The organism is Pseudoalteromonas sp. CH_XMU1449-3, from assembly GCF_037027245.1.
Lineage (GTDB): Bacteria > Pseudomonadota > Gammaproteobacteria > Enterobacterales > Alteromonadaceae > Pseudoalteromonas > Pseudoalteromonas shioyasakiensis.
In genome coordinates, this window is the sequence record NZ_JAYMDY010000008.1 from 15846 (window position 1) to 41279 (window position 25434).

Here is a 25434-nt window from a genome sequence, read left to right on the forward strand (position 1 = left end):
CTCTAAATTGTATTGTTTGCTAATGGTGTGGTGAGTGCTTTTAATAATGCGCCATCGCGATTATAAACGTCGGTATAAAATTGTAGGCCCTCGTCGTTACCCGCAACGGTCCAATACATTAAAAGTACGTCTAGCGGTTTTGATAAGCTGACTTTTTTAGTTTCTTTTGCAGCAATAGCGTCATCAATTTCACTACGACTCCAATTATCCGAGGTTTCTAAGATTTTCTCAGCTAAGGTGAATGGATCATCAACTCTTACACAGCCGTGGCTAAATGCACGTTGGTCTTGCTGGAATAAACTTTTTGCAGGAGTATCGTGCAAATAGATTGAGTATTTATTAGGGAACATAAACTTGATTTGCCCTAATGAATTATTCTCTGAAGGCTGTTGTACAAACCAATACGGGAAGTTTTTGCGGCTAGCATTCGGCCAATCTATACTCTCGCTATCAACTGGGTTACGGCGACTATCAACCACAACAAAGTCTTTCTCGTTTAAGTAGTTTGGGTTTTCTTTCATTTTTTTGATGATGCCACCTGAAATACTCCTCGGTACTGTCCAGGTTGGGTTCATCACGATATAGCTCATTTGCCCTTTAAATATTGGCGTTTTGGTGTAGTTTCTGCCTACGACTACATTGGTTTGCCATTTTAATTTATTGTCTTCAAATAAATACAGCAAGTAGCCTGCGATATTTACCACTAAGAAGCGCTCTGTTAGGGTGTTATCAACCCAACGAATGCGCTCTAGGTTTACTAAAATATCATTAACGTACTCACTGTAATCTTTGTTGAGTAGTTTTAACGTCGCATTGCCAATCACACCGTCATCAGCAACTTGATGCGCATTCTGAAAGCGTTTAACTGCTGCGACTAGCTCATCGTTATAATCAGTGGCATCACTGTTACTGCCGTCAAAATACTTTAGTCGTTTTAACTTTTGTCTTAAAAGCGGCACTGCTGGGTCTGATTGCCCGGGTTTTAATACCTTGTTTTGTAGTGCGAAGTCAGGTAACTCGCCAGTAGCATCAAGCTCTCGATAAAACACAAGGGCGTCTTTTAAACGCTTATAATGAGGCAAAACAGGTTTTAGATTTTCAAGTCCCTTATCAAGGCTTTTGGATTTTACACGTTTAAGTAATGAGGCCGCTGCAGCATCTGGGCTGACATCAAACTGTTCATAGTTCCATGTGGCTGCTAGTTGTTTAGGGTTAACTTTTCCGCGAATTAAGTGTTTTGCATAGGTCATGACGGCATCTGTCATCAGAACATCAAACTGGGCTTCTACGGCATCCGCTCCGCGTTTATCTATTTCGCTGGCCAGCGCCATTAATGTATCAAAGTGATAGTCGTTAGGAGATAGCCCTTCAAGTTCTGCTTGCGCAATTAAGTTGAGCGCTTGCTTGGCATATTTTACGTTGTCCCATACTCGTTCAAAACTATTTGCTTTATAGGTGGCAACGGTCATTTCAGGGGAGTGGATTTGTTGTCCTTCTATACTGTGAGATTCACCAATCAGAATAGGCTCAAGCTGTTGTTGTAAGTATTGGTTTTCAGCCAGCACAGGCATACAAATGGATAAACAACTTACCAAAGCTGTGTAGCGTAGAATTTTCATAGCTATGTCCTTATAACGTATTTAGTAATTTCTTGAATTGTTTCTTTTTTGCTCTTTTAAGCTTAGCAAAACAATACGATTTATAGGAACATATTTTTAAATAAAAAACGCTTGGCAAATTTATTGCCAAGCGTTCGGTTGGGATCTTGAGAGGGGCTTAATTACTGGTTGTTTGTAATTTTGCTTCTGGCTCTGCTTTTTTACCTCTTAGCTTGCCAATTAAGCGTTTAAAGTCTTCTAACGCGACGTACTGACAAGGGATTAAAATAAGCGTAATGACCGTTGCAAATAACACCCCGAATGCCAGTGATACAGCCATTGGGATAACGATTTTTGCTTGTAAGCTTGTTTCCATAATGATTGGTAATACACCAATAAAGGTCGTTATTGAGGTCAGTAATATTGCTCTAAAACGACGCGCACCGGCTTGCATTACAGCCTCTTTGATTGCTACACCTTCGGCGCGAGCTTTATTGACAAAGTCGACCATCACTAGCGAGTCGTTTACGACCACACCTGCAACCGCGATGATACCGAATACCGATAAGCTGCTCATTGTCATACCTAAAATCATATGACCGAACATCGCACCAATGACACCGAATGGAATAACCGACATGATAATAAATGGCTGTGAGTACGAACGTAGTGGAATAGCGAGTAACGCAAAGATAATCATCATTGATAAAGCAAAGTCACGTACTTGTTCTGCCACACTGTCCATTTCTTCTTGAATACGACCAGCTACATTACTTTCTACACCTGGGTAGCTTTTCAGTAGGCTAGGTAAGTATTCGTCACGAATTTCTTTTGCAATGGCAAATGGTTCAGCTTGATCAGTATTAACCGCAGCCCAAACGTTTACAGTACGTTTAGCATTTTCACGACGAATACGGTTTACACCATCTACAATGTTTACTTTAGCAACTTCAGCAAGCGGTACTTCAACACCAGTTGGTGTAATAATACGTGCATCTGTGATGTCACTTACTGCGTTGCGCGATTCACGAGGGTAGCGGATCATTACTTTGATCTCTTCGCCGTCACGTAAAATACGTTGCGCTTCTAAACCGTAGTAGCTAAAGCTAACTTGTGATGCCACATCTGAAAGGGTTAAACCTAAGCTGTAAGCAAGCGGTTTAAGTTCAAGTTGAACCTCATCAGTTGCTGATTGTAGTGAGTCATTTACATCACCTACGCCTTGCATGCTATTTAGCTTTTCTTTTAACTTAGCGGCAACCTCTTTGAGTTTATTGATATCTTTGCCTTCTAAGCGAAAGCTTACATCACCATCATCACGGCCGCCATTCATGATACTGTCTTCAATATTCAGCGTTTTCACACCTGGCAGTGGTGGCATTTGTTCGCGCCACATTGCACTTAATTGGAAGGTATCAATAGGACGTAAGTCCGGTTCGACCAAAATCGCCATAATGCGTGCACTTGTACGACCGCGTAAACTAACCGATAAGTCGCGGATCATCGCTTGACCATATTGCTCTTCAAGTTGTTTATCGACATCTAAAATCAGCTTTTCAATGGTTTGCGCTGTCTCAAGGGTTGCTTGCTCAGACGAAGATAAGTTCATTTCAACTGAAATACGCGGGAAATCATGTGGAATTTTAGGATTCGCAACAAATTTCACTAAACCACCAGCGAACATACCGCCACTAACAATAAGCACACAGATAAAGCCAACAATCACGGTGTAACGGTAATGAATACAGCGGCCAATAAATGGTGTGTAGTAATTATCAACAAAGTTCTTGAGGCCTTTATCCATACCTAAACGTAAGCGATGTAATGGATTTTTAGGATTCGCAGGTTTATTTTTCATGGCTGCTAAGTGAGCCGGTAAAATTAGTTTTGACTCAATTAGTGAGAAAATTAAACATAGGATAATTACACCACCAATGGCTTTAGAAAACGCAGAGCCAGGCCCTGTTGCCAGTGTTTGTGGTAAAAATGCGGCAATTGTGGTTAACACCCCAAAGGTTGCAGGAATAGCAACGCGTTTTACGCCGCGCACTACGTTATCTAGGCTGTGACCATGCTTTTCAATTTCAGCACTGGCAGACTCACCGACGACGATAGCATCATCAACGACTATCCCGAGCACCAGTATAAATGCGAATAAAGAAGCTAAGTTAACAGTGATGTCTATAAAGCCCAATGGCATCATTAAAAATGCACCTAGGAATGACACAGGTAAGCCCATCATTACCCAAAATGCTAAGCGTAGTGGTAAAAATAGCGCCAGTACTACCATCACTAAAATACCACCCCAAATCATGTTGTCGATCATCATGTTTAGACGACCTTCAAGGTAGTAAGTTAAATCAACAATCGGTGATAGTTTTACGCCTGCTGGTAACTGTGGTGCTTTATCTGCTAGATATTTTTTTAATACCGCAGCAACTTTAGTGATGTCTTGATCTTTCGACGCATTTACTTCAAAAGTTAGTGAGTTTTTACCGTTGTACTTAGAGTATTGTAAGCCTTCTTCAAAGCCGTCATTAATTGTTGCTACATCACCTAAGAAAACTTGTGCACCATCTGGTAAGTGTAATAAAGGCAGATTTTCGAACTCTTTACCACGATACGCTTGATTTTCAACACGCATCGAAATGTAGCCATTTTCAGAGCGAATTTGACCTGCAGACATATTGGCAGAAAAGCTGCGAACGGCTGTGGCAATATCACGGAAAGTTAAACCATACTCACGTAGTTTATCTGGGCTGATTTCAATGCCAATTTCATAGTTTAAGCCACTGTAAAAGTTGACCAAGTTAATTTGTGGTAAAGCTTGTAGCTCATCTTTTATGTCGTTACCAAGTTCTTTGAGCTGGTAGTTACTCATATCGCCATACAGCGCGAGAATCATAACTTCTTGCTCAAACTTTTCACGGCGAACAATTGGGCGTTCCATCTCCGCAGGGAAGGTATTGATTGAATCAACCTGCATCTTGATTTCATCGAGTACTTCTTGCGGGTCGTACTTTTCTTCGATTTCTATCCAAGCTTGTGAAAAACCACGGTTCGAATAGGTAATTAAACGCTTAATGCCTTCGAGACCCTCTAAAGACTCTTCGACCTTAATGGTGATGCCTTCTTCTACCTCTTGTGGCGCAGCCCCTGGGTAGACAGCTTGAATACTGATCCAGTTACTTTCAAATTGTGGGAACATTTGCTTACGCACCGACATTGCAGTCAATAAGCCACCCACTAAAATGAAAATCATAAGTAAGTTTGCAGCAACTGGGTTGCGAGCAAACCAGGCAATAAGCCCTTTTTCTCTGTGCGTGGTCATGGCTTATTCCTCTTTTAACGCTAACTGTGTTGTTGGCACACTCAGTTTTGCGTCATCTAGCTTGACCGCCATGCCTTCAGTTGGGTATTCAAGTGCCGAGGTAATCAGTTGCTCACCATTAGCAAGGCCATTATCGGCGATCACCATGCCATTTTGTTCGCGAACGATGTTAAGTGTTTTAAAGGTAAGCGTTTCGCCATCTTGTAAAACAGCGACTTTTTTGTCTTTAACTAAATGGTGCGGAACAACAATCGCATTATCCAGCGCTCGGCCTTCGATAGTGGCGTTAATGTATGAGCCAAAACGTAATGGCTGCTTTTGCTCATAAGGCGTTGCTACTTGCGCTACCAAGTAATTCATGCGACTACGTTGGTCCACAACTCCTTCGCTACGTACGATAGTTGCTTGCCAGGTTGTTTGTTTACCTGCAAATTCAGCGTTAATTGATACGCTGGCGCCAATTCCTTGGTTATTTAGGTATTGCAGATCTTTATCTGCCACAGGTAAACGAATTTCAGCCAATGACGTTGAGCTCAGGCTACCAAAGCTGTTACCTGGGTTTACTACACTACCTAAACTAATTAGACGCTCGTCTATAATCGCATCGTATGGTGCTTTAATATATGTACGTTCAAGATTACGTTTAGCTCGTTTTACACTCGCTTGCGCTGCACGGTAACTTGCAAGTTTTTCAGCAAGTTGTGGTTTACGTAAATAAAGCTCAGATGGAATAACTTGGTTTGAGTCACCTTTGATGCGGTCCCACTCAGCTTGCGCAACTGACACCTGTGCACGTTCAATCTCGAGTGCAGAGCTTGCTTGTGCCAAACCGGCTTCGGCTTCAATGAGTGCTGCTTCGTAATCATTTGGGTCAATACGTGCTAGAATGTCGCCTTGCTTAACAAATCCACCTTGTACAAATTGATCTGATAACGACACAACCTGACCACTCACTTGCGCAACAAGTTCAGTTTGGTTTTTAGGTTTAACAATACCGTATGATTTTACATCAAGGGTAATAGCGTCAAAACTTAACGGTTTGATTGATACAAGCGGGCGCAGATCTTGTTCTGGTTTTTCGACTGGCGGTTGCTTCATAGAGGCAAATGCGAATGCCATTCCAAGTCCGCCGACTAATACGGCGATAGGGAGAATGATTTGTTTTTTACTAGCCACGGGATAGTCCCTCACGGTTGACGGTAATTAAAAATAAATTTGATAGGTTAAGCATACGCAATAAAGTGTTTACAAGGCGTTTGAAGATGTAACAAACCATTACACATATTACAAAGGCGCTACAAAGGTTCTATAAGAGGTACTCAATGACAGATAAAATGGCATGTAGATTAGGCTGTGGCGCCTGTTGTATTGCACCCAGTATTAGCTCACCGATCCCAGGAATGCCAAACGGCAAAGCAGCGGGGGAGCGCTGTATTCAACTTGATGATAATAACCTATGTAAATTATTTGGTGATGAATCAAGGCCTAAGGTGTGTAGTGACTTTTCTGCCACTATTGATGTGTGTGGCACTACTAATGAACAAGCACTGTATTTAATTACCGAACTTGAGCAGATGACTTAAAAAAGATTAAACCTTTAACACTTTTTAACGGTTGCTGAGGTGTAATTTTTATAAGCAAAGTTTTCTTTATGGCGTTTAATATAATTTTGGTTATGGTTTGATAGATACCTCGAAAGGTAACGTGACACAATAATGCCAGTCAATTGACTGGCATTATTGTTTTTGCTTACCACGTATAGGTAGCGCTAAGAGTGTATTGTTCGCCGCGGCCTGGGGTACCCGGTACTTCTTCGAAAGATTCATCCCAAATGTTGTCAGCTGCAAAGGTAACAAACACATTATCAAGCTGAGCTGGGGTGAATTTTAGCGTTAACTGCGTGAAGAAGGCTTCATCATCAGAGTTACGTAAGCGGTTACTATGTTGCTTACGCCATTCGTTATCGATACGCAGCTCAAGTACATCCATTGGTTGCCATACTGCACCCAGTGTTACACGATGATCAGGGTAGTTAAGCGCATAAAAGCTCGCATCAATATCTGCCGTGCCATAGTCTTCTGACTTTTCTAAATAGGTGTAGCTGGCAATCAACTCAGTGCTTTCAAACGATTTATTCGCTAAAAACTCAACGCCTAAGGTGTCTATATCAACCGGGTTTGCAAAACGAGCTGAGGTTGCATCAAAGCGATATGTCCAATCCGTAAGGTTTTTATCTTTACGGTAGAAAATAGCTGAATCTAAACGCCATGAAGACTGTTCAATCAGTAAACCTAATTCAAGGTTATCGGTGGTTTCGCGCTCAAGGCTGTAGTTACTTCTGAATAATCCGCCCGTTTCACTGCCGCCGATGGCGGTATAACCGGGAACTTGTGTTGCCTCGGCGTATGACGCATACCAAGTATGTTCACTGCCATTTTGATTAGCTACTTTAAGGCTGGCATCGGCAATAAATGAGGTAGCTGAACTATCACGGTTCGTATCATCAAATGCAGCGCCAACACGTAAAGTAAGCTCTTTGTTTGCTGTAAGGGCTGATTTGTACTCAGGCAAGATACTTAGCTTAGTGTAATTACGTGATGTAAAATTGTTTTCAAGAGATGTTGATTCAATTTCATCAGCAATAAATTGCCCAGCATAATTAATTGCATAGCGGTCATTTAAACGGTGACGTCCAGATAATGCTAATGACTTAACCGTGGTTTCGTGAAACGCTTCAAAAATAGCTGGGTTTTCACGAGACAAAACGTAATGGTCGTTATGTTTACGATAATAACCAGTCACTTCAAGGCTATTGCTCTCACCATACATTTGCTTGTGATTGAGCATGAAAAGCTTGGTTTCAAGATCTTCTGTTTCGTTAAAGTTAAATGGCGTATAAAGGTTTGGCCAACCAAAAAACTTCTCTTGGCGTCCGAACATTAAATCAGTTTGTGAGCTAGAGCTTGCAAGTTGAATACGCGCTGAGGCACGTTCAAAGTCGTGGTCGCCATTATCAATTGAGCCATCACTTTTTGAGTGCGAGTATTCACCCTCAAAACCTAATCGCCAATCAGGTTTGCTATCCAGCTTTTGGCTATGAGCAGCATGAATACTTTGTAAATTAAAGCCATTCGTACCTGTGCCAAGTGAAACACTACCGGTACTCGTGATAGGGCGCCAGCCAAATGAAACCGTACCAACCGAGCTATTCATTCCATAAAGGGCATTATCAGCACCTGTAAGTACTGAAGGTCCTGTTAGCATTTGTGGTGCAATTGGAATTTCAGCAAAGTAGTGACCAGATTGAGGGTCAAATAATGTACTGCTGCCGACACGAAAGCCAGTATTTTCAAAGATACCACCGCGAATGGTGACATCAGCTTGTGCTTCAGCCATATTACGCGATTGCAAATCGACACGCGGGTCATATTCTAAATTTGATACCGGCGCATCAAAAGTACCTACAGGTTCTTTATTTGCGGTTGCTGAAACTTCAACGGTGATTTGTTCAATATTGTTGGTGTCTTCTGCTAGTACTGAGCAAGTGACGAATAATGCGGGAAGTGTAAGCTGTACTGCGCGTACCATCTAAAACTCTCTTGATTTTGTTTAATCTGGGGTAGTGGCTAGTTAGGCGCACTGAAAATTGTGGGTATTGTATCTGAATCACTGAGTTATACCACTCCAACCAGATTTCAGCAGGCAATAAAAAACCGCGCTAATTGCGCGGTCTTTTAACTAAAACAGTGTTTAGTTTTGATTAATTGATTGCGGTGGGAAGTTACTTAGAATGTTAGCAACAGTTTCTTTGATAACTTCAGTGCGCTTTTCAGGTGATTGGTTCTTTTGTAAACGACCTTCTTTCGCACCACGCCAAACTAATTGGTTAGAAGCACGGTCTACCACGTCTAGAATTAACGTACCCACTTCGTATTCGCGAGCAGTTGTTTGCGTGTTGTAACCCATACCCCAGTAATTCCAGCGTGCGCCGTAACCCACGTTAAAGGTATCTACATCAATTTTAGTATCAACAGAGGCGTGATAGTTAATTAGTACATCTGCTTGCGCTAAATCAACTAGCTTCATACCGCTTTTTTCAAGTTCAGCATTTACAGCGTCACGAACCCGTTTTTCCATTAAAGGGCTAATTTGGTAGTTCGCTACGTTTTTAGTCAAGCTGGCATTAGGTACCCAAGAGAAGGTTTTATAATTACTAAAATCTGCTGATTTGTCGTAATCCCAATCAGGCGTTTTAGCACAAGCCGCTAAAAATAATACAGCCGTCGCGATTAATAAGTTCTTCATATTGTTTGCTCCTTGGCAAAATTTCCACTACTTGATTGATAACATAACACAAATAATACTCAACTGAATGATTATTTAAAAACTATGGCACATTTACAAAAAAGTACTGTAATAGTTTGTAAACATAGTCATCCTTGACTGAATCAATGATTAATTTTTGTAATTAAACGGTGTGTTCCACTTCTATCCAGTCTTTTTCATCCACCCAGTTTTGAGCACCATCTTTAACAGTACGAATAGGGACGATGTAATCACAGCTAACTTGTGGTTTAACTGAGGCAAAAATCGGCACAAAGCCAAAGCTAAGAGCAGTTTCGATAATTGCTTTTTGGTTTTGTGGGTCGATATCGGCTGCTTCATCGATATAAATCGGAATACGATACAAGTTTTGTTCTTGGTCGCTTAATAAGTAACGAATAAACAGCATGCCACAAAGTAGCTTAATGGTGATACGTGTACCATTAGAGCCGGCTGAATCGATTTTTTCGAAGTGCTCAGTTTCACCAGCACGGTTCACGACTTCAAAACGAATATCGAATAAGTCGGTCAGTGTTAAACCGGCTTTTTCTGAGGCAAGCTTAATCAAATGATCTTTCGCTTCGTTTACCGCAGATTCGCTATAAGGCTCTTGGCTTAATAGATCTAGGGTATCGCCTTGCTCAAACTGATTTGAGGTACTGATAATAGTATCAATGCTATCAACCAGCATCTTGCGCGGAATAACATTAATTTTGAATGCTTGAAGGTTAGAGATACGGTGCTGACTAATGCCTTTATTAAAGCTGTTCATTTCGCGGCGAAGGCGGTCCAAGTCTTCACGTAAGCCCTTAATAGTGGCGGCTACTTCGGTTAACGCAACTCGGCCTTGACGTTCAACCGCATCGCGCTCGTTATCGATGTTATGAAACGCGCTAATAAGCTTTTCGTATTTAGTAAACTCATCGTTTTCGTTATCAAATTTAGTAATACCCGCATTGTAAATATGCATGTAGGTGTTACGTACGTTGATATCAAAGTTACGTAGCTCTTGGCAGTCTTTGTTAAAGTGATGAATGAGGTCACTTAAGTTATCAAAATCAATACTGATTTCAATCATATATGGAGTGACTTTGCCTGAGTAAAAATCAAGCGTGTGATCGATACGTTCAGATTTAACTTGGCGTAAACGGTCGGCTTGGCGGGCAAGCAAATCTTTTTTCGACTTGATAATTGAGCGACGGTCGCTGATTGAGCCACTATTTTTTTGAATGTCTTGCAGATAGTCGTCAACTTGTTCGCGTTCTGCATTTAACTGCTCTTTTAGCAGAGTTTGTGCATCGATAGATTGCTGCATCACTTCAAATTGTTCAAAGCGTTTTAATGCTTCTTCTGAGGCCATTAGCTCATCATATAAAGCATCTTTTTCTTTTTGCTTTTCGGCGACATTAGCAGCGACTTCGCGTTGTTGTTTAAACTCTTTTAGTGAGTTTTCTAGGGCAGCGAGTTGCGCGGTTAATTGCTCTTTATTTTCGCCCGTTTGCATTTGCACTGGGCTTAGCTTTTTAAGTTTAATCGTCGCGCCAGGAAGAGTCAGTACACCGCCTTTCACATTTGCCGATAACTGCTCTAAGAACTCACCAAAGGCATCTTCGTCTGTGATCTCAACATCACCATTGCTGGTGGTGGCAAACGATAAGATATCAGGGTTTAGAATACGCGAAATCTCTTCAACTTCTTTTAAAGATAAATCTTCACGCATACGGGTGAATAAATTGAACTCAAGGTTCTTTAACTGCAGTTTTAAGCTCTTAATTTGCTTTTGTGTTTCGCTAATACGGTAATCAAGCGTGTGCAAGCTTTGCCCTTGGGCACTGCTTAATGAATGCGATAGCGATTCATAATCTTGTTTAAGCTGAGTAAGGCTTACTTTTAAGGTGGCTTTATTAACTAATTCAAACTCAGATTTAAGTGCTCGATAGTCTAAAAACCATTGTTCAATTTGTGTTTGCTTACGTTCAATATCACGGGATTGCTGAATATACAGCTGCTGCTTTTGGTCGAATTCATGCTTTTTGTGTTCGATATCCTCAAGGGCAATATTAAGCTCAGCGAGTTGCTCTTGTTGATAGGTTTCAAAGTCAATCAGTGCTTGGTCAATTTTTGGCGCATAGGCTGCAAGTTTGCCTTTTAAAACCGTTTGGTTTTCAAGCATAGATTCAAGAGCTGCAATTGGCTCTTGCATTGACTCAAGGGCTTTTAATTCACGTTTAGCACGATTCACTTTATCGAATGAACGTCGCCACACTTCATAAAAGTCGACCCGTGAGTTTGACATATGGCGCTCAAATACGCGTAACATAAAGCGCTTAACATCACTGGCACCTAACTTGTGCAAGTTAAGAATACGGCGGAAAATTTCTTTGTAAATCGCGGAGTCTTGCACGTTATTGAGGGGGATCATCTTTAAGTTGATATCGCCATCAAATGGGGTTGCGCCGCCAGTGAGTAGGGCGTTTAGCTCTTGCGCCTTTAATTCAATTGGATTGAAACCTTGCTCTTTTAAGTGATTAAAAAGCTTGGTGAATTTTACAATGGTTTTGCCTTGAGTGTAGTGTTCAAGGTTCAACTTACCTTGGTAGCAAAAAAACTGATGCGCGTAACCAGCAATTTTACCAAGGCCGGCAACACCAATCACCACAGGGCCATTAGGTAGGTCAGCTTCGAGTAAAATATAGGATTGATCTGACGAAAAGTAGAATTTTCGGGTTTCATCTAAATCGTGGCCATCCCATTCTGTTAAACGTAAATCATTAATCAGTGGAAATTGTAGGGCATTAATTACCGAGCTTTTACCAGTATTATTAGGTGCACAGATTGAGCTACTTTTATCCAGCGGGATCACGCATTTTGCATAGCCAGCGGTATTTAAAAGCGCAAGTTTGCTGAGTCCGTATAGGCTTTGGCTTTGCATTAGTCGTCATCTCCTAGGTAGGTTTCTTCGTTTACTTCCATTAATGCATCGATATAACGATAAATAGGTGCTTGCAGCATAAAGCCGTTTTCTACTTCGCGAGCAAGACCCAAACGTACCATACGTAGATAAACGTCTTTACGTAAATCTGAGCCTGAGAAGATTTCTAATTGATCAAACAGGTGCTTGTTGATTTGCACTAAGGTTTGCATCAGTTCAAGGTCGTTTACTTCGTCAAACAAGGCACGCATTGGATCTTTACCAGTATTGGCATAATGCTCAATCAAGATGTAGATAGTCAGTGCGATGGCACGCGAAATTTTACCCATATTTGGGGTGCTTTCGTCGCTGCCAAAATAGTAATAGCCACGGCTATCATGTTGTAGGTCATGGCCAAGGGCGTTAAATAATGCGCGATAAGCATCAATGTGTTGATCAAGCTCTTGCCACATCAGCGTGTCTTGTTCGCTAATGTGGTAGCCTGATGTGAGCTTTTTATTAATAGCTTGCAGATGCGTTAAATCATCTAAATTAATATCTGTCATGGTTATTGCTCTGTTGCTTTATTATCGTCAGCAATCGATGAGTTAAATGGGTAAAGAGAGAAGTGTTGCTGGGCAATTTTTATTTTTACTTTCTCTTGGCTTTGGCTAATCTCAAGGTCGCCATCGCTAATTAATTTTTGATACAAGAACAGCATTTCGTCAGCTTCTAAGTCTGGGTAGCTTTCATCTAAGAAACTAAGCAGCGGCTGAGCTTTTTTGCTGGCTTTTTTAAAGCGTTTTCTAAATTGTGTTTTAACGTCGTTGTAATCAGGAATATGTGGGCTTTGATAGGCGGGCACATCATCATGTTCTGGTAGTTGATATTCATCGTGCTCAAAGTCAACTAAGCCTGCCATATAGGCCACGATATGACGTTGCTGACCAAGTGAAAAACGTTGCGCGTCTGAGACAAAGTTAGGCTGTACTGCACTTAACATGTTATCGACGCCATTTTTACGCACTAAACCAAGCACTTTAGCCGCTTGACGCGTAATTAGGTTGTTGCGTCGTAACTCTTCACGTAGTGGCATCAACATATCGGCGCTTTTACGTAAACTTTCACGACCAACTAAATGCATTTCTAAAATACGGGTACGTAATTGCTCTAGCATGCGTTTGTCTTGGTATGACTTACCAAGGTGGTCAATTTGCTCTATTTGCGCGCTAATTTGCGCTTCGATGGTATTAAAGCAAGCGTGGAAGTCACCACGAATATCCACCATTTCCAGCATAGGCTCGATGTATTCATCGAATGCTTCAATTACTGCTTGATAGCGTTTTTGCAGTGATTGCACCGCGTTGTCTGCTTTTGCTTGCTCAACAATATTTAAAATTGCGTTTTCATTGTGGGCAAACAATTTCATTATTTTGCGTACCCGATCATCCATAATGCGGCTAAAGCGGCGAAGCTCGTCGTAATCTTCAATTTCACCGGCTTTAGCAAGGCGATTGCCAAGGCGAGCTAAGTCATCAACGAGCACGCTAATTTCTTGGGCAAGACCTAAGTGCTCTTCTTGTAGCAAGAAAGTCGCAAAATCGGCGATCGCACGGTTGATTTCTAACTGCGATGATTTTGCCAGTGGAATGATAATATCTTGATTCAATAAACGATTTGTTTCTTTATAAATGCGTTCATTTGACCATGAAGGTTGTTTTTGTTTTATCGCATTTTGTACGTCTTTCAAGCTGAAATCAGCCATCTTAAAACGTTTAAATAGCAGTTCTAACACCCCCCAATGTTCAGTAAGGGTATTTAATAACTTTTTAGCTGGGATCATAAGGCTCCAGTAAATTCAGACTTTGGTGTTAGCGATTAGTATTAAATTATGTAATTGAGAATAGTTTTATGCTTTCTATGCTGCTAGAATCCGCGCCGAAACACTCGACTTACAATTTTTACATTATTATAAAGGTTGTTCAAACACCATGGTAACCCCACTTATCCTAACCCTGATAGCGGTGGCATTTTTGCTTATCGTTATAGAGGATATTATCCATGTAAACAAGGCCAAAACGACGCTTTTTTTTGGCACTTTATGCTGGATTATCTTATTTATCTCTCCAATTCATGGGCAAAGCCCAGAAACCATACAACATCAACTGGATCACAACATATTAGAAATCGCGACTTTGTGGCTGTTCTTAATGGCTGCGATGACCTTTGTAGCCTATTTGAACTCTAAAGGCTTTATCCAGAATATTGTTCATAAAATTATGCCAAATCAAATCAGTGAACGAAAGCTGATGTTTCTGATTGGTGGCTTTGCGTTTTTATTTTCATCAATATCAGACAACATAACCGCGACTTTAATCTCGCTTGCGGTGGTGATGTCACTTAAGTTAGATCCTAAAAAATTAATAAAATATGCAACCTTAATTGTATTTAGTGTTAACTCGGGTGGGGTGTCGTTGATCACGGGTGATGTTACAACCCTGATGATTTTCTTAGACGAAAAAGTCACTATTGCTAATCTACTATTATTAATTGCCCCTGCACTGACAAGTGTTGCTCTGCTCGCGGCGATGTTGTCGGTGGGTATGTCGGGTAATGTTGTGTTTGAAAAGCAAGCAGCCCGTCGTATCGAAAAGACAGATATTACCATTGCGGTTATCTTCTTCTCGACGATTATTGCTACGTTAACTTTGAGTGTGCTTTATAGTGTGCCGCCGTTATTAACCTTTTTATTTGGTTTATCTCTGATGTTTTTGGTTGCGCAATTCTTAATGCGCAAAAAAGACGTTAACAAAAAAATCATCGATTATATTCGTGAAATTGAATACGACACCTTATTGTTCTTCGTTGGTGTTTTATTGCTGGTTGGCGCATTAAAAGAAGTGGGCATGCTTGCTAAATTTACTCACTTATATGAGTTGATGGCACCGGAATATGCCAACTACTTGATGGGGCTATTATCAGCGGCGGTAGATAACGTACCTCTAACTGCAGCACTATTAAAAGCAGACATCGTAATGAGCCCTCAGCAATGGCTATCGTTTACTTACGCAACAGGGGTAGGTGGCTCAATGCTTATAATCGGCTCTGCGGCAGGTATTATTGCCATGAGTAAGGTAAAAGCACTAACCTTTATGAGCTATCTTAAAATGTCGGTTTATTTATTAATTGCTTATACCGTTGGTTATTACGGTTCGCACTTAGCGGGCAGTTTAATTTCATAAAACAACTTGACAGCTAGACGTCTAAACGTTAACTTTCGAAGCCTGCTTTTAACAGCAGGCTTTGTTATTTTAACCAGGTGTTAACTTAACATTCAGAAGAGGTGCGATACTTAGGTAATTAATGTGAGGTGACGAACGCCGATGACCATTAATGAGGGAAGTACTCGCCGAGAAAATTAACCGGGCGTCACGGTTATTTTTCGGTTTATGGGGCTGAATCCTCAAAACTGTCACCAAACTAGGTGGAGAGCTTCTGGCATGGACTACTCTTTATTTTCAAAGCACCCCCTTGCCGAGTTCTTCTTGAATTACTGTGGATAGTTTTCCACAAAAGGAGACGACATGAATACCCAATTAGCCGCCAACACAAAATCAGATTACGTTGTTGCAAAATTTGGTGGCACCAGTGTAGCTAACTTTGATGCTATGAGCCGCTGCGCTGAAATCATTTGTGCTGATAATCAAGTACGTATTGTTGCTGTGAGTGCCAGTGCAGGCGTGACCAATCATTTAGTTGCATTGTGTAAAGCTGATTTGAGTGCGGCTGAACGTGATGAGCATATTACTGGCGTTGTCGCCATTCAAGAAGCAATCTTGGCGGAGCTGTCACTGGATGCTGATTTAGCACATGGCTTTAATGAAACGCTTAAGGCTTTTCAAAAGCTAGCATCAGACGGGGCTAAGTCAGTAGCAGATCAAGATGAACTACTGAGCTTTGGCGAGCGTTTATCATCGTATTTATTTACTCAAGTATTACGCGGGCAAGGTCTTGATGCGGTGCGTTTTGATGTACGTAAAGTGCTAAAAACAGATAGCCAATTTGCTAAAGCTACCCCAAATGTTGCAGCAACCGCTACGGCTGCTAAAGAGCATTTAGTGCCGCTACTTGATGACCATGTTGTGGTAACCCAAGGTTTTATTGGTAGCAATGAGCACAATCAAACGACCACTTTAGGCCGTGGTGGTTCAGATTACAGTGCTGCATTACTCGCTGAAGCAATTAACGCAAAAAGCGTGCATATTTGGACCGATGTTGTGGGTATTTTCAGTACTGATCCGCGTTTATGCGCTAAAGCAAGCCCAATTGCACGCTTAAGCTTTGATGAAGCGGCAGAAATGGCAACGTTTGGTGCGAAAGTACTGCACCCGGCAACAATTTTACCTGCAAGCCGAAGCCATATTAGTGTGTTTGTTGGTTCAAGCCGTGAGCCGCAATTAGGTGGAACATGGATTGAAAAAGAAAAATCTCAGCAACCAGGTATTCGTGCCGTAACACAGCGTAAAAACCAAATTCTGTTAACGGTTAAAAGCCCAGAAATGCTCCTAGCGAGTGGTTTTTTAGCCCGTGTATTCACTATTTTAAGTGAGTTTAATATTTCGGTTGATTTGGTTACTACCTCAGAGATCAGTGTTGCAATCACTTTAGATAACGCACCAAATGCATCACGCCCTGAGCTTGATCAAGCTTGTTTAGATAAGCTTTCTGAGTTTTGTCATGTGTCGGTTGAGAATAACTTAACGCTGGTGGCTTTAATTGGTTCTGAGATTCAATTACGTCAGCAAGAAATGAACTTAATGCAGGTATTGAGTGATTTTAATATTCGTTTAATTTGCCACGGTGCAAGTAAACATAACCTGTGCTTCTTAGTTGAGCAAAGTGAGTCAGATGAAGTCGTGCAGGCTATTCACAGCCGACTATTAGAAAGCCAAGTCGCGGCGTAAGTCATTAAAGTTAATAAAAGAGCACTGCCAGTCAGTGCTTTTTTGTGCCACAACACTTATATCAAACCCTTCAATAGAGTTACTACTCGCGCTGAAATTATGTTTGCTCAATTCTTCAAATACATTAGGGGCAAGTAGTTTCGCAATAGGCTGAGCACTTGCTTTGGCAAGCGCTTCTTTTAACGTCCAAATTCTAAAAAAGCACTGTGCCTGTTCATCGGGAGCATCAAAACGGCTAATTAAGTCAACTTCATCTTGATGATAAAAGTACTTTGCGAGTTTGAGAAAAGGGCGAGGTTTATTGCTTTGTTCAATATCAAAACCAAATAGCTGCTGTTCTGGGTTAAGAGCAGCGCCAATTAAACCATTTGAATGTGATAAACAGGTCCACACAGGTTCTCTAACCGGGGTATGTAGCTTTAGCTTGCTGTCTTTGTCATCAAACTGGCTCGATATTTCATTGAGGGCTAAATCGTCATTAGGGTAAGCGTGTTGATACAAATATTTTAACGTTAGGCGAGTCGCTAAGTACTCTTGCTTGGCAGCAGGGACTTTGCGTTTTTCAAGCACACTTAACTCAAACTCACTAAGTAATTTATCAAGGGGTAAACTTGCAACATCAATACGTGCTGCATCCATCAGCATAATTTTTTTGGCCGTTGATTGGCTTTGCTGCTCGATGATAAGAGTATTCGAAAAGTAGTGACAGCTCATGGTTTAACGCTTACACGAAGGCTCGTATTTAGTTTTGTTTATTTTTACAGCAGATGCACATTTATAGGCACGAACAAACGCAAATAGTTTACGCAGTTGACTGTAATTATGGTTTAATGAGGAAAAATAATAACAGATTTGTAGATGTATGGCACAAGTTCGTGACGGCTTTCAAAGTCGATTAGGTTTCGTTTTAGCAGCTTCTGGTGCGGCGGTAGGTTTAGGTAATATTTGGGGCTTTCCAACACAAGCGGCAAACCATGGCGGCGGTGCATTTTTACTTGTTTATTTTATTGTTATTTTCTTATTAGCGCTTCCAGCTCTTTATACTGAGCTATATTTAGGCCATCAAGCACAAGCTAATCCGGTAAAAGCATTATCAAATGCATGGCAAGAGACTGCGCCTAAAGTAGGCGCTGCAGCAGGCTATGTTGGCTTGTTTGGTGCGATTGTAATGCTAAGCTTTTATTCGATTGTCGCAGGCTGGATGCTCGCTTATGCGCTTGAGCCAATCGCAAACTTCTTTGGTTTTACTGAGTTAAGTAACTTTTTACACAGCGACTCCATGGCACGCAACTTTGTGTTTACACCGCTGATGCTTATTCTTACTGCGAGTATTATTTTAAAAGGCGTTAAATCAGGTATCGAAACTTGGTCACGCCGCTTAATGCCATTATTGCTAGTGTTATTAGTGGCGTTAATTGCTTATATCGCCACACTTGATGGTGCGATGGATGGTTTTGCAGCCTACTTAGTACCAGATTTTAGTCAAATTCTTGATGCAAACTTAATTATTGCGGCAATGGGGCAAGCGTTCTTTTCATTGTCGTTAGGTGTAGGATGTATGATGGTTTATGGCTCTTATTTAAAACCAGATGCGAACCTACCTAGATTAACTGGCACTGTAGCTCTACTTGATACCGGTGTGGCCTTTTTAGCAGGTTTATTGATTATTCCGGCTATTTTTGTTGCTCAGCATAACGGTGTAGAGGTATTTAGCGGTGGTAAATTGGTTGGTGAAGGGCAGTTAATATTTGCGATTTTACCTGAGCTGTTTAGCACTATGGGCCAAGTGGGTTTACTCGTTGGCTTATTATTCTTTGTATTAATGTCGATTGCCTCAGTGACATCAACCATCTCATCGACCGAAATTCCAGTGGCATTTTTAGTTGAGAATCACAGTATTGAGCGTAAAAAAGCAACCTTATTTGTGACGCTAATCGTATTTATTGCCTCATCACTTATCATCTTAAACTTTGACTGGTTATTTGGCTTAGTGATTATGGTGCTTACACAGTACCAATTACCTTTAATGGGACTGTTCTATTTCATTACTGTTGGCTGGTTATGGCAGCGTGGTAATAATTTGCATCAAGTATCTAGCGGCCCTCATTATTGGTTTGCCCAGTACATTCGCTTTGTCTGTCCGTTATTAATGACGGCGGTTTTTGTGAACGTGGCGTTGTTGAAATAGAAACTTGAGTTGCTAGTTGCTAGTTGCTAGGGAAAAGGAAAAAGTAAAAGGCGTGGGGTTTAAACCTCACGCCTTTTAATTTAAGGTGCGCTTGCTTTAAATAACTTCGTTAGTTAATGGTAAACCTTGGCTTATTTCATTGGCGCTTTGCAATGTAGTGCAGGCTATTTCGCTAAGTGCTTCTTGGGTGAAGAAGCCTTGGTGGCCTGTCACTAACACATTCGGGAAGCTAATAAGGCGTGAAAAAATATCGTCTTGCATGATTTCTTCACGGTGATCTTTAAAGAATAACTCTGACTCTTGCTCATACACATCAAGCCCTAAGTGTCCCAGCTTTTTAGACTTAAGCGCTTGAATACAGGCTTGAGTATCGAGAAGTGCACCACGAGAAGTGTTAATCAGCATGACACCGTCTTTCATTTTCTCAAATGCGCTAGCATCAATTAAATGATGGGTATGCTCGTTGAGCGGGCAGTGCAATGAGATGACATCACTTTGTGTGAGTAATGTGTCTAAATCGCATAGGGTGTAAGGGCCTTCACCAGCCATTGGGTCGCAAACGAGTACTTTCGCCCCAAAGCCATTTAATATATTTACCAGTGCTAAACCGATTTTGCCACAGCCGATAATCCCAATAGTTTTTTTAAACAGATTAAAACCAAGTAAACCGTTTAAATCAAAGTTGCCTTCACGTACTCGGTTAAAGGCTTTATGGGTTTTTCGGTTGAGCGTTAGCATGAGTGCAATACAATGCTCTGCTACTGCTTCTGGGCTATATGCAGGCACGCGGCAAACCTTGATGTTATGCTCTTTGGCAGCATCAAGGTCAACATTGTTAAAGCCTGCACAACGTAATAAGATTGCTTTAATGCCAACAGCCGCCATATCTGCAATGACGTGTTTGTCGACCGTATCGTTTACAAACACGCACACTGCATCAAAACCTTGGCAGAGGGGCGTGGTATTGCTGTTTAAGGATTGCTCAAAATAACTGAGCGAAACAGACTCAGCGTATTCAGTTAGATTCCTTTCAAAAAACGGTTGCTCATACTTTTGCGCACTGAATAAGGCCAGTTTCATCATTTAAATTACTCTCTATCACCATTTTGAGGGTTTCGGGTTTGGTGCGCGGGGCATATCGCGCAACGAGTTGACCCTCTGAGTTTATAAGAAATTTGGTGAAATTCCATTTAATTGCGCGGTTTTGTGCTATTCCACGGGTATGACACTTTAAATAATTAAATAAAGGATGGGCCTCTGGGCCGTTCACTAACACTTTGTTAAAAATGGGAAAGCTAACATCAAAGTGTTGCTGATAAAAGGCTTGTAGCTCATTGCCATCTAGAGATTCATTGTGGCCAAATTGATTACAGGCAAAACCGAGTACGGTAAATCCTTGCTGTTTATAGTCTTGATAAAGCTTTTCAAGGCTTGCCATTTGCACTGAAAAATTACATTTGCTGGCTATATTGACAATAAGCGCTGTTTTACCTTGTAACGATTCAAGGCTAAAGTTTTCTCCAGATGCAAGCTGGGCATTGAAACGATATATACTATCCATGTTTTACCTGTGTGTTTTTGAACTGTTTAAATGAACTTTTTTTCATTCGCTTTTTAGTTATTCGGTTGAGATAATGAAATTATTACTAATTTATCACTCAAATAGGTCAGTTTTATGTCAATGAAAGTCGCCTTCATCGGATTAGGTGTAATGGGTTACCCAATGGCGGGTCACCTTGCCAACGCAGGTCACACCGTGACAGTTTACAATCGCACAACGGCTAAAGCGCAAAAGTGGGTATCAGAATATCAAGGTGAATACGCTGAAACTCCAAGTGAAGCCGCAAAAGGGGCTGATATCGTTTTCTTGTGCGTAGGCAATGATGATGATTTACGTTCAGTTGTTTATGGTGAAAATGGTGTGCTGTCAAGCATGCATGAGGGCAGCTATTTAGTTGACCACACTACAACATCAGCTGAAGTGGCACGTGAAGTGGGTGCTCAAGCGAAATTACAAGGCATCGCATTTTTAGATGCGCCGGTTTCTGGCGGCCAAGCGGGTGCAGAAAATGGTGTATTAACTGTGATGGTTGGTGGCGACGAAGCTGACTTTAATGTTGTTCAACCTGTCATGGCTGCTTTTAGCCGTTTTAGCCAATTATTAGGTGAAGTAGGCTCTGGTCAACTTTGTAAAATGGTAAATCAAATTTGTATTGCTGGTGTGGTTCAAGGCTTGGCTGAGGGTTTACACTTTGCAAAACAAGCTGGCCTTGATGGTGAAAAAGTAATTGAAACCATCTCTAAAGGCGCTGCAGGCTCATGGCAGATGGAAAACCGCTACAAAACAATGTGGGCTGGCGAATACGAATTTGGTTTTGCTGTTGATTGGATGCGTAAAGATTTAGGCATCGCTTTGGATGAGGCAAAGGCAAACGGCGCAACTTTGCCGATGACGGCAACAGTTGATCAATATTACGCCGATGTACAAGCTTTAGGCGGCGGCCGCTTCGACACCTCTAGTTTATTAGCGCGTATCGAAGCGTTACATAAAAAGTAATATTCATAAAAAACGCGACAATTATTGTCGCGTTTTTTATTACATGCTTTGTGCGTAATTGTACAAGGCTTTTAAAATATGCAGGTTCTTCTCGTTATCATCATTTTCATGCGCTAGATTTTCTAGGGTGATCATGAAATCTTGGCCACTGATCGACGGGCTGTCTTCACCATGCATTAGCTTGTTTTGGCAATATTGGCGCCAAGTGGCTAATTCATCTTGGTTAAGGGTGTGTGGCCAGTTTCGAGCACGGTATCTAAATAACAAGGTAGAAAACTTTTTATCATCAAAATCAAGCTGCATTGAGGCTAATTGCTCAGGGCTTGCATCACGTATCATAGCAAATTTAGCTTTATCTGCATGGCTGGTAAAACCATCATAAAGTTGATAGTCAGGGTTAGTGGTTTCGCCGTAATCACGCTGTTCGTTAAACACTTCGGTGACTTTGTCGCGAAGTTCTGTGTTGGCTTTTAAAATAGCGAGATTTTGTAAGCATTTTTCGCGGTCAATACCTAATCGGGCTGCGTTCTCTGGCAACAAGGTTTTTGCTGGTGCAAGAATAGGGCACTTATTTAAATGCACGAGTTTTAAGCCTACCGGTGCTTCGTCTTCACCAAGGTCGCTGTGTTTTGTGTAAAGACGCGTGCGTAGCTCTTCAACTGATAAATCTAATAAGACTTGCGGATCTTCTGTCAAATTAAAGCAAATAATGGCGTTTTTATTGACTGGGTGAAAGCTCATTGGTGCAATCCAGCTGGTGCAGCCTTGGGTTGCTGGAATTCGTGATGAGGTGTGCACCAATGGTGTCATGTTAAATACATCAACTAAATCAGCCAATGCTTTTTTAGAGCGTAAGCTAAAGAAGAACTGATACAACTTAGGTTGTTTTTCTTTTATTAATTTTGCCAACGCTATGGTTGCCGTTACATCACTTAAAGCATCATGAGCAGCAGCGTGTTCAATGCCATTGGCAACGGTTAAATGCTCGAGCTTAAAGCTCGGCGTACCGTCTTCTTTAAGCGGCCATTCAATGCCTTCTGGGCGCAGTGCATAACATGCTCGGACTAAATCAATAATATCCCAACGGCTATTATTGTTTTTGTATTCACGCTCGTAAGGGTCATAAAAGTTACGATATAAGCTGTAACGTGTAACTTCATCATCAAAGCGGATGCTGTTATACCCCGCAACGCAGGTATTAGGTTGGCTAAATTCAGCATGGATCTTTGCCATAAACTCAGCTTCAACTAAGCCTTTTTGCATCGCAACTTGTGGGGTAATACCCGTTATTAAACACGCCTCAGGATGGGGCAAGTAATCGGCAGCTGGCTTGCAATACTCAATTAACGGCTCACCAATAATATTCAAATCGAGATCGGTACGAATACCTGCAAATTGACTCGGGCGGTCCTTTTGCGGGCTTGCGCCAAATGTTTCGTAGTCGTGCCAATAAATTGTTGGTTGCTGTTGTTCTGGATATGCCATGCATTAAACCTTGCTAAGCGTTGGGCCGCTTTGACTTATTTTTTGAATTAACAGAATTATGGCATAGAGCCTAGCTAGTTTATAGAGCTAAACGGTTTGATGCTGTTCAGCGTACGTTTTGCACACACGGTTAGTATAAAAAATGGCCTAACGGTTTAATTTTATGCTTATATAGGGTCTAGTCGTTAGTTTTTACCCAAATTTGTATTTTAGTGGCTCGGTATTTGCTAACGAAAACTATCTTTAACAATGAAGGAACAAAAAAATGACTTTATCAGCTTTATTACTATCTACTTTAGCATTCGACGCAGCACCAGCTCCTAGCTTTGATACTACAAAACTTCAAGGTACTGGTGGAATTATTATTCTAAACCCTAAAAAGAAAAATCAAGAATTACAGGGAACTGGTGGGATAATCATTCTTAACCCGAAGAAAAAAGAAAATTAATATAAAGTAAAGAAAACCAGCCAAGAGCTGGTTTTTTTTATACTATAAGATTATGATTATGAACATCTTTAGTAGGATGATTCATGCAATATTTAGTCGAATTATACAATGAGTTGCTTGTAGCAACAGCTGTTCATAAAGTGTTTTCAGTGCAAGTTATCATTGCAATAAGTTATGCAGTTGCTTTAGTCCTATCATTTTATAGAGCACTACGAAATAGAGAGCTCTTCAGTGATTTCTTATCAATAGCCGTGGTTGTTTTTAAATATCAACTTACATCTCTACTGATGGAAAAAGTACTGATCTACGTGCAAGAAACCGGTGAAAGTGGAATTGCTCAAAATGTTTATCTGAGTGTGGCTGGGATAAACCTCTTAAGTTTATATATCCTATACAAATTGCATCAGCGATTCAGCTATAAGTATGGAGAGCTGTTTTTAAGTGTATTTAAGCTTACGATCGTAGTGACAATCGCACATTTAATTGTGTGGGTTAAATTTGTTGTCTTAAACATTCAAGAAGAACACGCCTACATACACTACATGTATAGCTTTATAGTGCTCTACATTAGTATTGTACTTGCTGTTGTGATGTTGTTTCCGGGTCTTTTGAAAACCAAATTAAAACTATTACTTAGTCCAAGCTGGCCGTTTAGAACAAAAAATTAACATTAATTATTAGATGATTTTCAGTCTCATACTATCATTTATAATGCTTTTTCCTGATATATTACGGACCAAGTTTGGGTGTATAGTAACATTTAGTTTACCGAGGGAACGTAATGCTTGAACTAATTTACATAGCCATTGCCGTTTTAGCCATCTTGCTGATTGCAAGTACATGGTTGATTGCGCGCAAAAATATTTTTGAAGATCAAATCAGGTCTAAGTCTGTTGAGGTGGTTTGGTGCACGTTACAAGCCGAGCATGAAACAGATATCAGCAAAGCAATTAAACTATTCAATAAAGCTGAACAACTAAAGAACGAAATTGCGACCTTAATGGGCAATTCACCGCATGCTGCACACTTTAAATTAGCAGAACCGACTGGGCTTGATAGCGATAAAATAAAGGAGTTATCGCTTGGGGAGCTGCAGCGATACTACGATAAGCAAAACAACATATCTGACATTTACGAGAAAATGTACAAAGGTAAGAATTAGTAAAAAGCCAGGTTATTTAACCTGGCTTTGTATTTTGAGCTCTTTTGCTATTTGTTTTAGCTGAATATCTGCAAGTTGGCTAAGTGCTTCTTGCGTTTGGTTTTCACCCTTAATTAACCCCGCCATTGATAGCTTTTTTATACTCTTGATAATACCGTTACTCACTGCTTCTAATACCGGCCCATCGAGTGTAGCTGTGGTTTGGTTATTACCATTAAGTAGTGAATCAAAGCTAACCTCAGAAGCTTTAGCCACTTCATCAATTAACTCATAAGGAACAGTTGCAAGCTCAATACTTTGCTCACAAAAGCCACGTTGTAATGATAAATGTTGCTCTAATTCTAAATTATTTTGCACCTGGCAAAGCGTACATAAGCGCATAAAAATATCACTTACATGCTGTTGCTCAGTGCTAAGCGTTTGATTGAACATAGCATGTCCTTGCACTGCTTTTTTATTTATATTAA

The 25434-nt window shown here is 40.9% G+C and carries 21 protein-coding genes and 1 riboswitch; of the genes, 8 read left to right on the forward strand and 13 right to left on the reverse strand.

Annotated elements, in window-relative coordinates:
• Positions 1 to 2 precede the first annotated feature (2 nt).
• From WA256_RS11385 to WA256_RS11395, 3 genes are all read right to left on the reverse strand, one after another.
• Positions 3 to 1619 (reverse strand): L,D-transpeptidase family protein, encoded by a 1617-nt coding sequence (locus tag WA256_RS11385; protein ID WP_304637795.1) that lies wholly within the window; start codon positions 1617 to 1619, stop codon positions 3 to 5.
• A gap of 157 nt (positions 1620 to 1776) precedes the next feature.
• Complete coding sequence (locus WA256_RS11390) at positions 1777 to 4929, reverse strand: efflux RND transporter permease subunit (protein ID WP_130167106.1); 3153 nt, start codon at positions 4927 to 4929, stop codon at positions 1777 to 1779.
• Positions 4930 to 4932: 3 nt separating this feature from the next.
• Positions 4933 to 6105 carry an efflux RND transporter periplasmic adaptor subunit gene (locus WA256_RS11395; RefSeq protein ID WP_055020814.1) on the reverse strand — a complete coding sequence of 391 codons (1173 nt, stop codon included), beginning with the start codon at positions 6103 to 6105 and terminating at the stop codon, positions 4933 to 4935.
• Between the two features lie 158 nt (positions 6106 to 6263).
• Here WA256_RS11395 and WA256_RS11400 point away from each other — a divergent pair, with 158 nt between their 5' ends.
• Positions 6264 to 6512 carry a YkgJ family cysteine cluster protein gene (locus WA256_RS11400; protein ID WP_054562006.1) on the forward strand — a complete coding sequence of 83 codons (249 nt, stop codon included), beginning with the start codon at positions 6264 to 6266 and terminating at the stop codon, positions 6510 to 6512.
• 166 nt (positions 6513 to 6678) lie between these two features.
• Here the strand turns inward: WA256_RS11400 and WA256_RS11405 are convergent, their stop codons facing one another.
• The 5 genes from WA256_RS11405 to WA256_RS11425 all read right to left on the reverse strand — a co-directional run bounded on the left by WA256_RS11405 (position 6679) and on the right by WA256_RS11425 (position 14006).
• Complete coding sequence (locus WA256_RS11405) at positions 6679 to 8517, reverse strand: TonB-dependent receptor plug domain-containing protein (RefSeq protein ID WP_335991502.1); 1839 nt, start codon at positions 8515 to 8517, stop codon at positions 6679 to 6681.
• A gap of 162 nt (positions 8518 to 8679) precedes the next feature.
• Entirely contained in the window at positions 8680 to 9234 is a 555-nt protein-coding gene (locus WA256_RS11410) for a DUF4136 domain-containing protein (protein WP_058585205.1), read from the reverse strand.
• 163 nt (positions 9235 to 9397) lie between these two features.
• On the reverse strand, positions 9398 to 12184 hold the full coding sequence (locus tag WA256_RS11415; RefSeq protein WP_335991504.1) for an ATPase: 2787 nt from the start codon (positions 12182 to 12184) through the stop codon (positions 9398 to 9400).
• A complete protein-coding gene (locus tag WA256_RS11420; RefSeq protein WP_058585203.1) occupies positions 12184 to 12729 on the reverse strand; it encodes a condensin complex protein MksE in 546 nt (181 codons plus the stop codon). Before WA256_RS11420 ends, WA256_RS11415 begins: the two co-directional genes overlap by 1 nt.
• A 2-nt stretch (positions 12730 to 12731) precedes the next feature.
• Complete coding sequence (locus WA256_RS11425) at positions 12732 to 14006, reverse strand: hypothetical protein (RefSeq protein WP_335991507.1); 1275 nt, start codon at positions 14004 to 14006, stop codon at positions 12732 to 12734.
• A 148-nt stretch (positions 14007 to 14154) separates the two neighbouring features.
• Here WA256_RS11425 and nhaD point away from each other — a divergent pair, with 148 nt between their 5' ends.
• On the forward strand, positions 14155 to 15405 hold the full coding sequence (nhaD, locus tag WA256_RS11430) for a sodium:proton antiporter NhaD (RefSeq protein WP_054551492.1): 1251 nt from the start codon (positions 14155 to 14157) through the stop codon (positions 15403 to 15405).
• Positions 15406 to 15493: 88 nt separating this feature from the next.
• Positions 15494 to 15666, forward strand: a riboswitch (Lysine riboswitch).
• An 81-nt stretch (positions 15667 to 15747) separates the two neighbouring features.
• Complete coding sequence (lysC, locus tag WA256_RS11435; protein WP_269407906.1) at positions 15748 to 17127, forward strand: lysine-sensitive aspartokinase 3; 1380 nt, start codon at positions 15748 to 15750, stop codon at positions 17125 to 17127.
• Here lysC and WA256_RS11440 read toward each other — a convergent pair.
• Positions 17104 to 17841 (reverse strand): 4'-phosphopantetheinyl transferase family protein, encoded by a 738-nt coding sequence (locus WA256_RS11440; protein ID WP_335991512.1) that lies wholly within the window; start codon positions 17839 to 17841, stop codon positions 17104 to 17106. The two genes, lysC and WA256_RS11440, sit on opposite strands and share 24 nt — an antisense overlap.
• 148 nt (positions 17842 to 17989) lie before the next feature.
• On the opposite strand from WA256_RS11440, the gene WA256_RS11445 reads away from it, so the two are divergent.
• Positions 17990 to 19315, forward strand: coding sequence for a sodium-dependent transporter (locus WA256_RS11445; RefSeq protein WP_335991514.1), 1326 nt, complete (start codon positions 17990 to 17992; stop codon positions 19313 to 19315).
• A 96-nt stretch (positions 19316 to 19411) separates the two neighbouring features.
• On the opposite strand, the gene WA256_RS11450 is transcribed toward WA256_RS11445, so the two are convergent.
• Both WA256_RS11450 and WA256_RS11455 read right to left on the reverse strand, forming a co-directional pair.
• Positions 19412 to 20395 carry a 2-hydroxyacid dehydrogenase gene (locus WA256_RS11450; RefSeq protein WP_130167186.1) on the reverse strand — a complete coding sequence of 328 codons (984 nt, stop codon included), beginning with the start codon at positions 20393 to 20395 and terminating at the stop codon, positions 19412 to 19414.
• Positions 20361 to 20876, reverse strand: coding sequence for a glutathione peroxidase (locus WA256_RS11455; protein WP_335991515.1), 516 nt, complete (start codon positions 20874 to 20876; stop codon positions 20361 to 20363). The genes WA256_RS11450 and WA256_RS11455 overlap by 35 nt, the downstream gene beginning before the upstream one ends.
• A gap of 114 nt (positions 20877 to 20990) precedes the next feature.
• Between WA256_RS11455 and WA256_RS11460 the strand changes: the two genes are divergently transcribed.
• Positions 20991 to 21872 (forward strand): NAD(P)-dependent oxidoreductase, encoded by an 882-nt coding sequence (locus WA256_RS11460; protein ID WP_335991518.1) that lies wholly within the window; start codon positions 20991 to 20993, stop codon positions 21870 to 21872.
• Positions 21873 to 21911: 39 nt separating this feature from the next.
• On the opposite strand, the gene sbcB is transcribed toward WA256_RS11460, so the two are convergent.
• Entirely contained in the window at positions 21912 to 23357 is a 1446-nt protein-coding gene (sbcB, locus tag WA256_RS11465) for an exodeoxyribonuclease I (protein ID WP_335991520.1), read from the reverse strand.
• 265 nt (positions 23358 to 23622) lie between these two features.
• Between sbcB and WA256_RS11470 the strand changes: the two genes are divergently transcribed.
• The 3 genes from WA256_RS11470 to WA256_RS11480 all read left to right on the forward strand — a co-directional run bounded on the left by WA256_RS11470 (position 23623) and on the right by WA256_RS11480 (position 24967).
• Positions 23623 to 23805 carry a hypothetical protein gene (locus WA256_RS11470; RefSeq protein ID WP_062564539.1) on the forward strand — a complete coding sequence of 61 codons (183 nt, stop codon included), beginning with the start codon at positions 23623 to 23625 and terminating at the stop codon, positions 23803 to 23805.
• Between the two features lie 83 nt (positions 23806 to 23888).
• Complete coding sequence (locus tag WA256_RS11475; RefSeq protein WP_062564538.1) at positions 23889 to 24473, forward strand: hypothetical protein; 585 nt, start codon at positions 23889 to 23891, stop codon at positions 24471 to 24473.
• A gap of 113 nt (positions 24474 to 24586) precedes the next feature.
• Entirely contained in the window at positions 24587 to 24967 is a 381-nt protein-coding gene (locus tag WA256_RS11480) for a hypothetical protein (RefSeq protein ID WP_063528781.1), read from the forward strand.
• A 12-nt stretch (positions 24968 to 24979) separates the two neighbouring features.
• On the opposite strand, the gene WA256_RS11485 is transcribed toward WA256_RS11480, so the two are convergent.
• Positions 24980 to 25399 (reverse strand): hypothetical protein, encoded by a 420-nt coding sequence (locus WA256_RS11485; protein ID WP_239963750.1) that lies wholly within the window; start codon positions 25397 to 25399, stop codon positions 24980 to 24982.
• Positions 25400 to 25434: the final 35 nt, after the last annotated feature.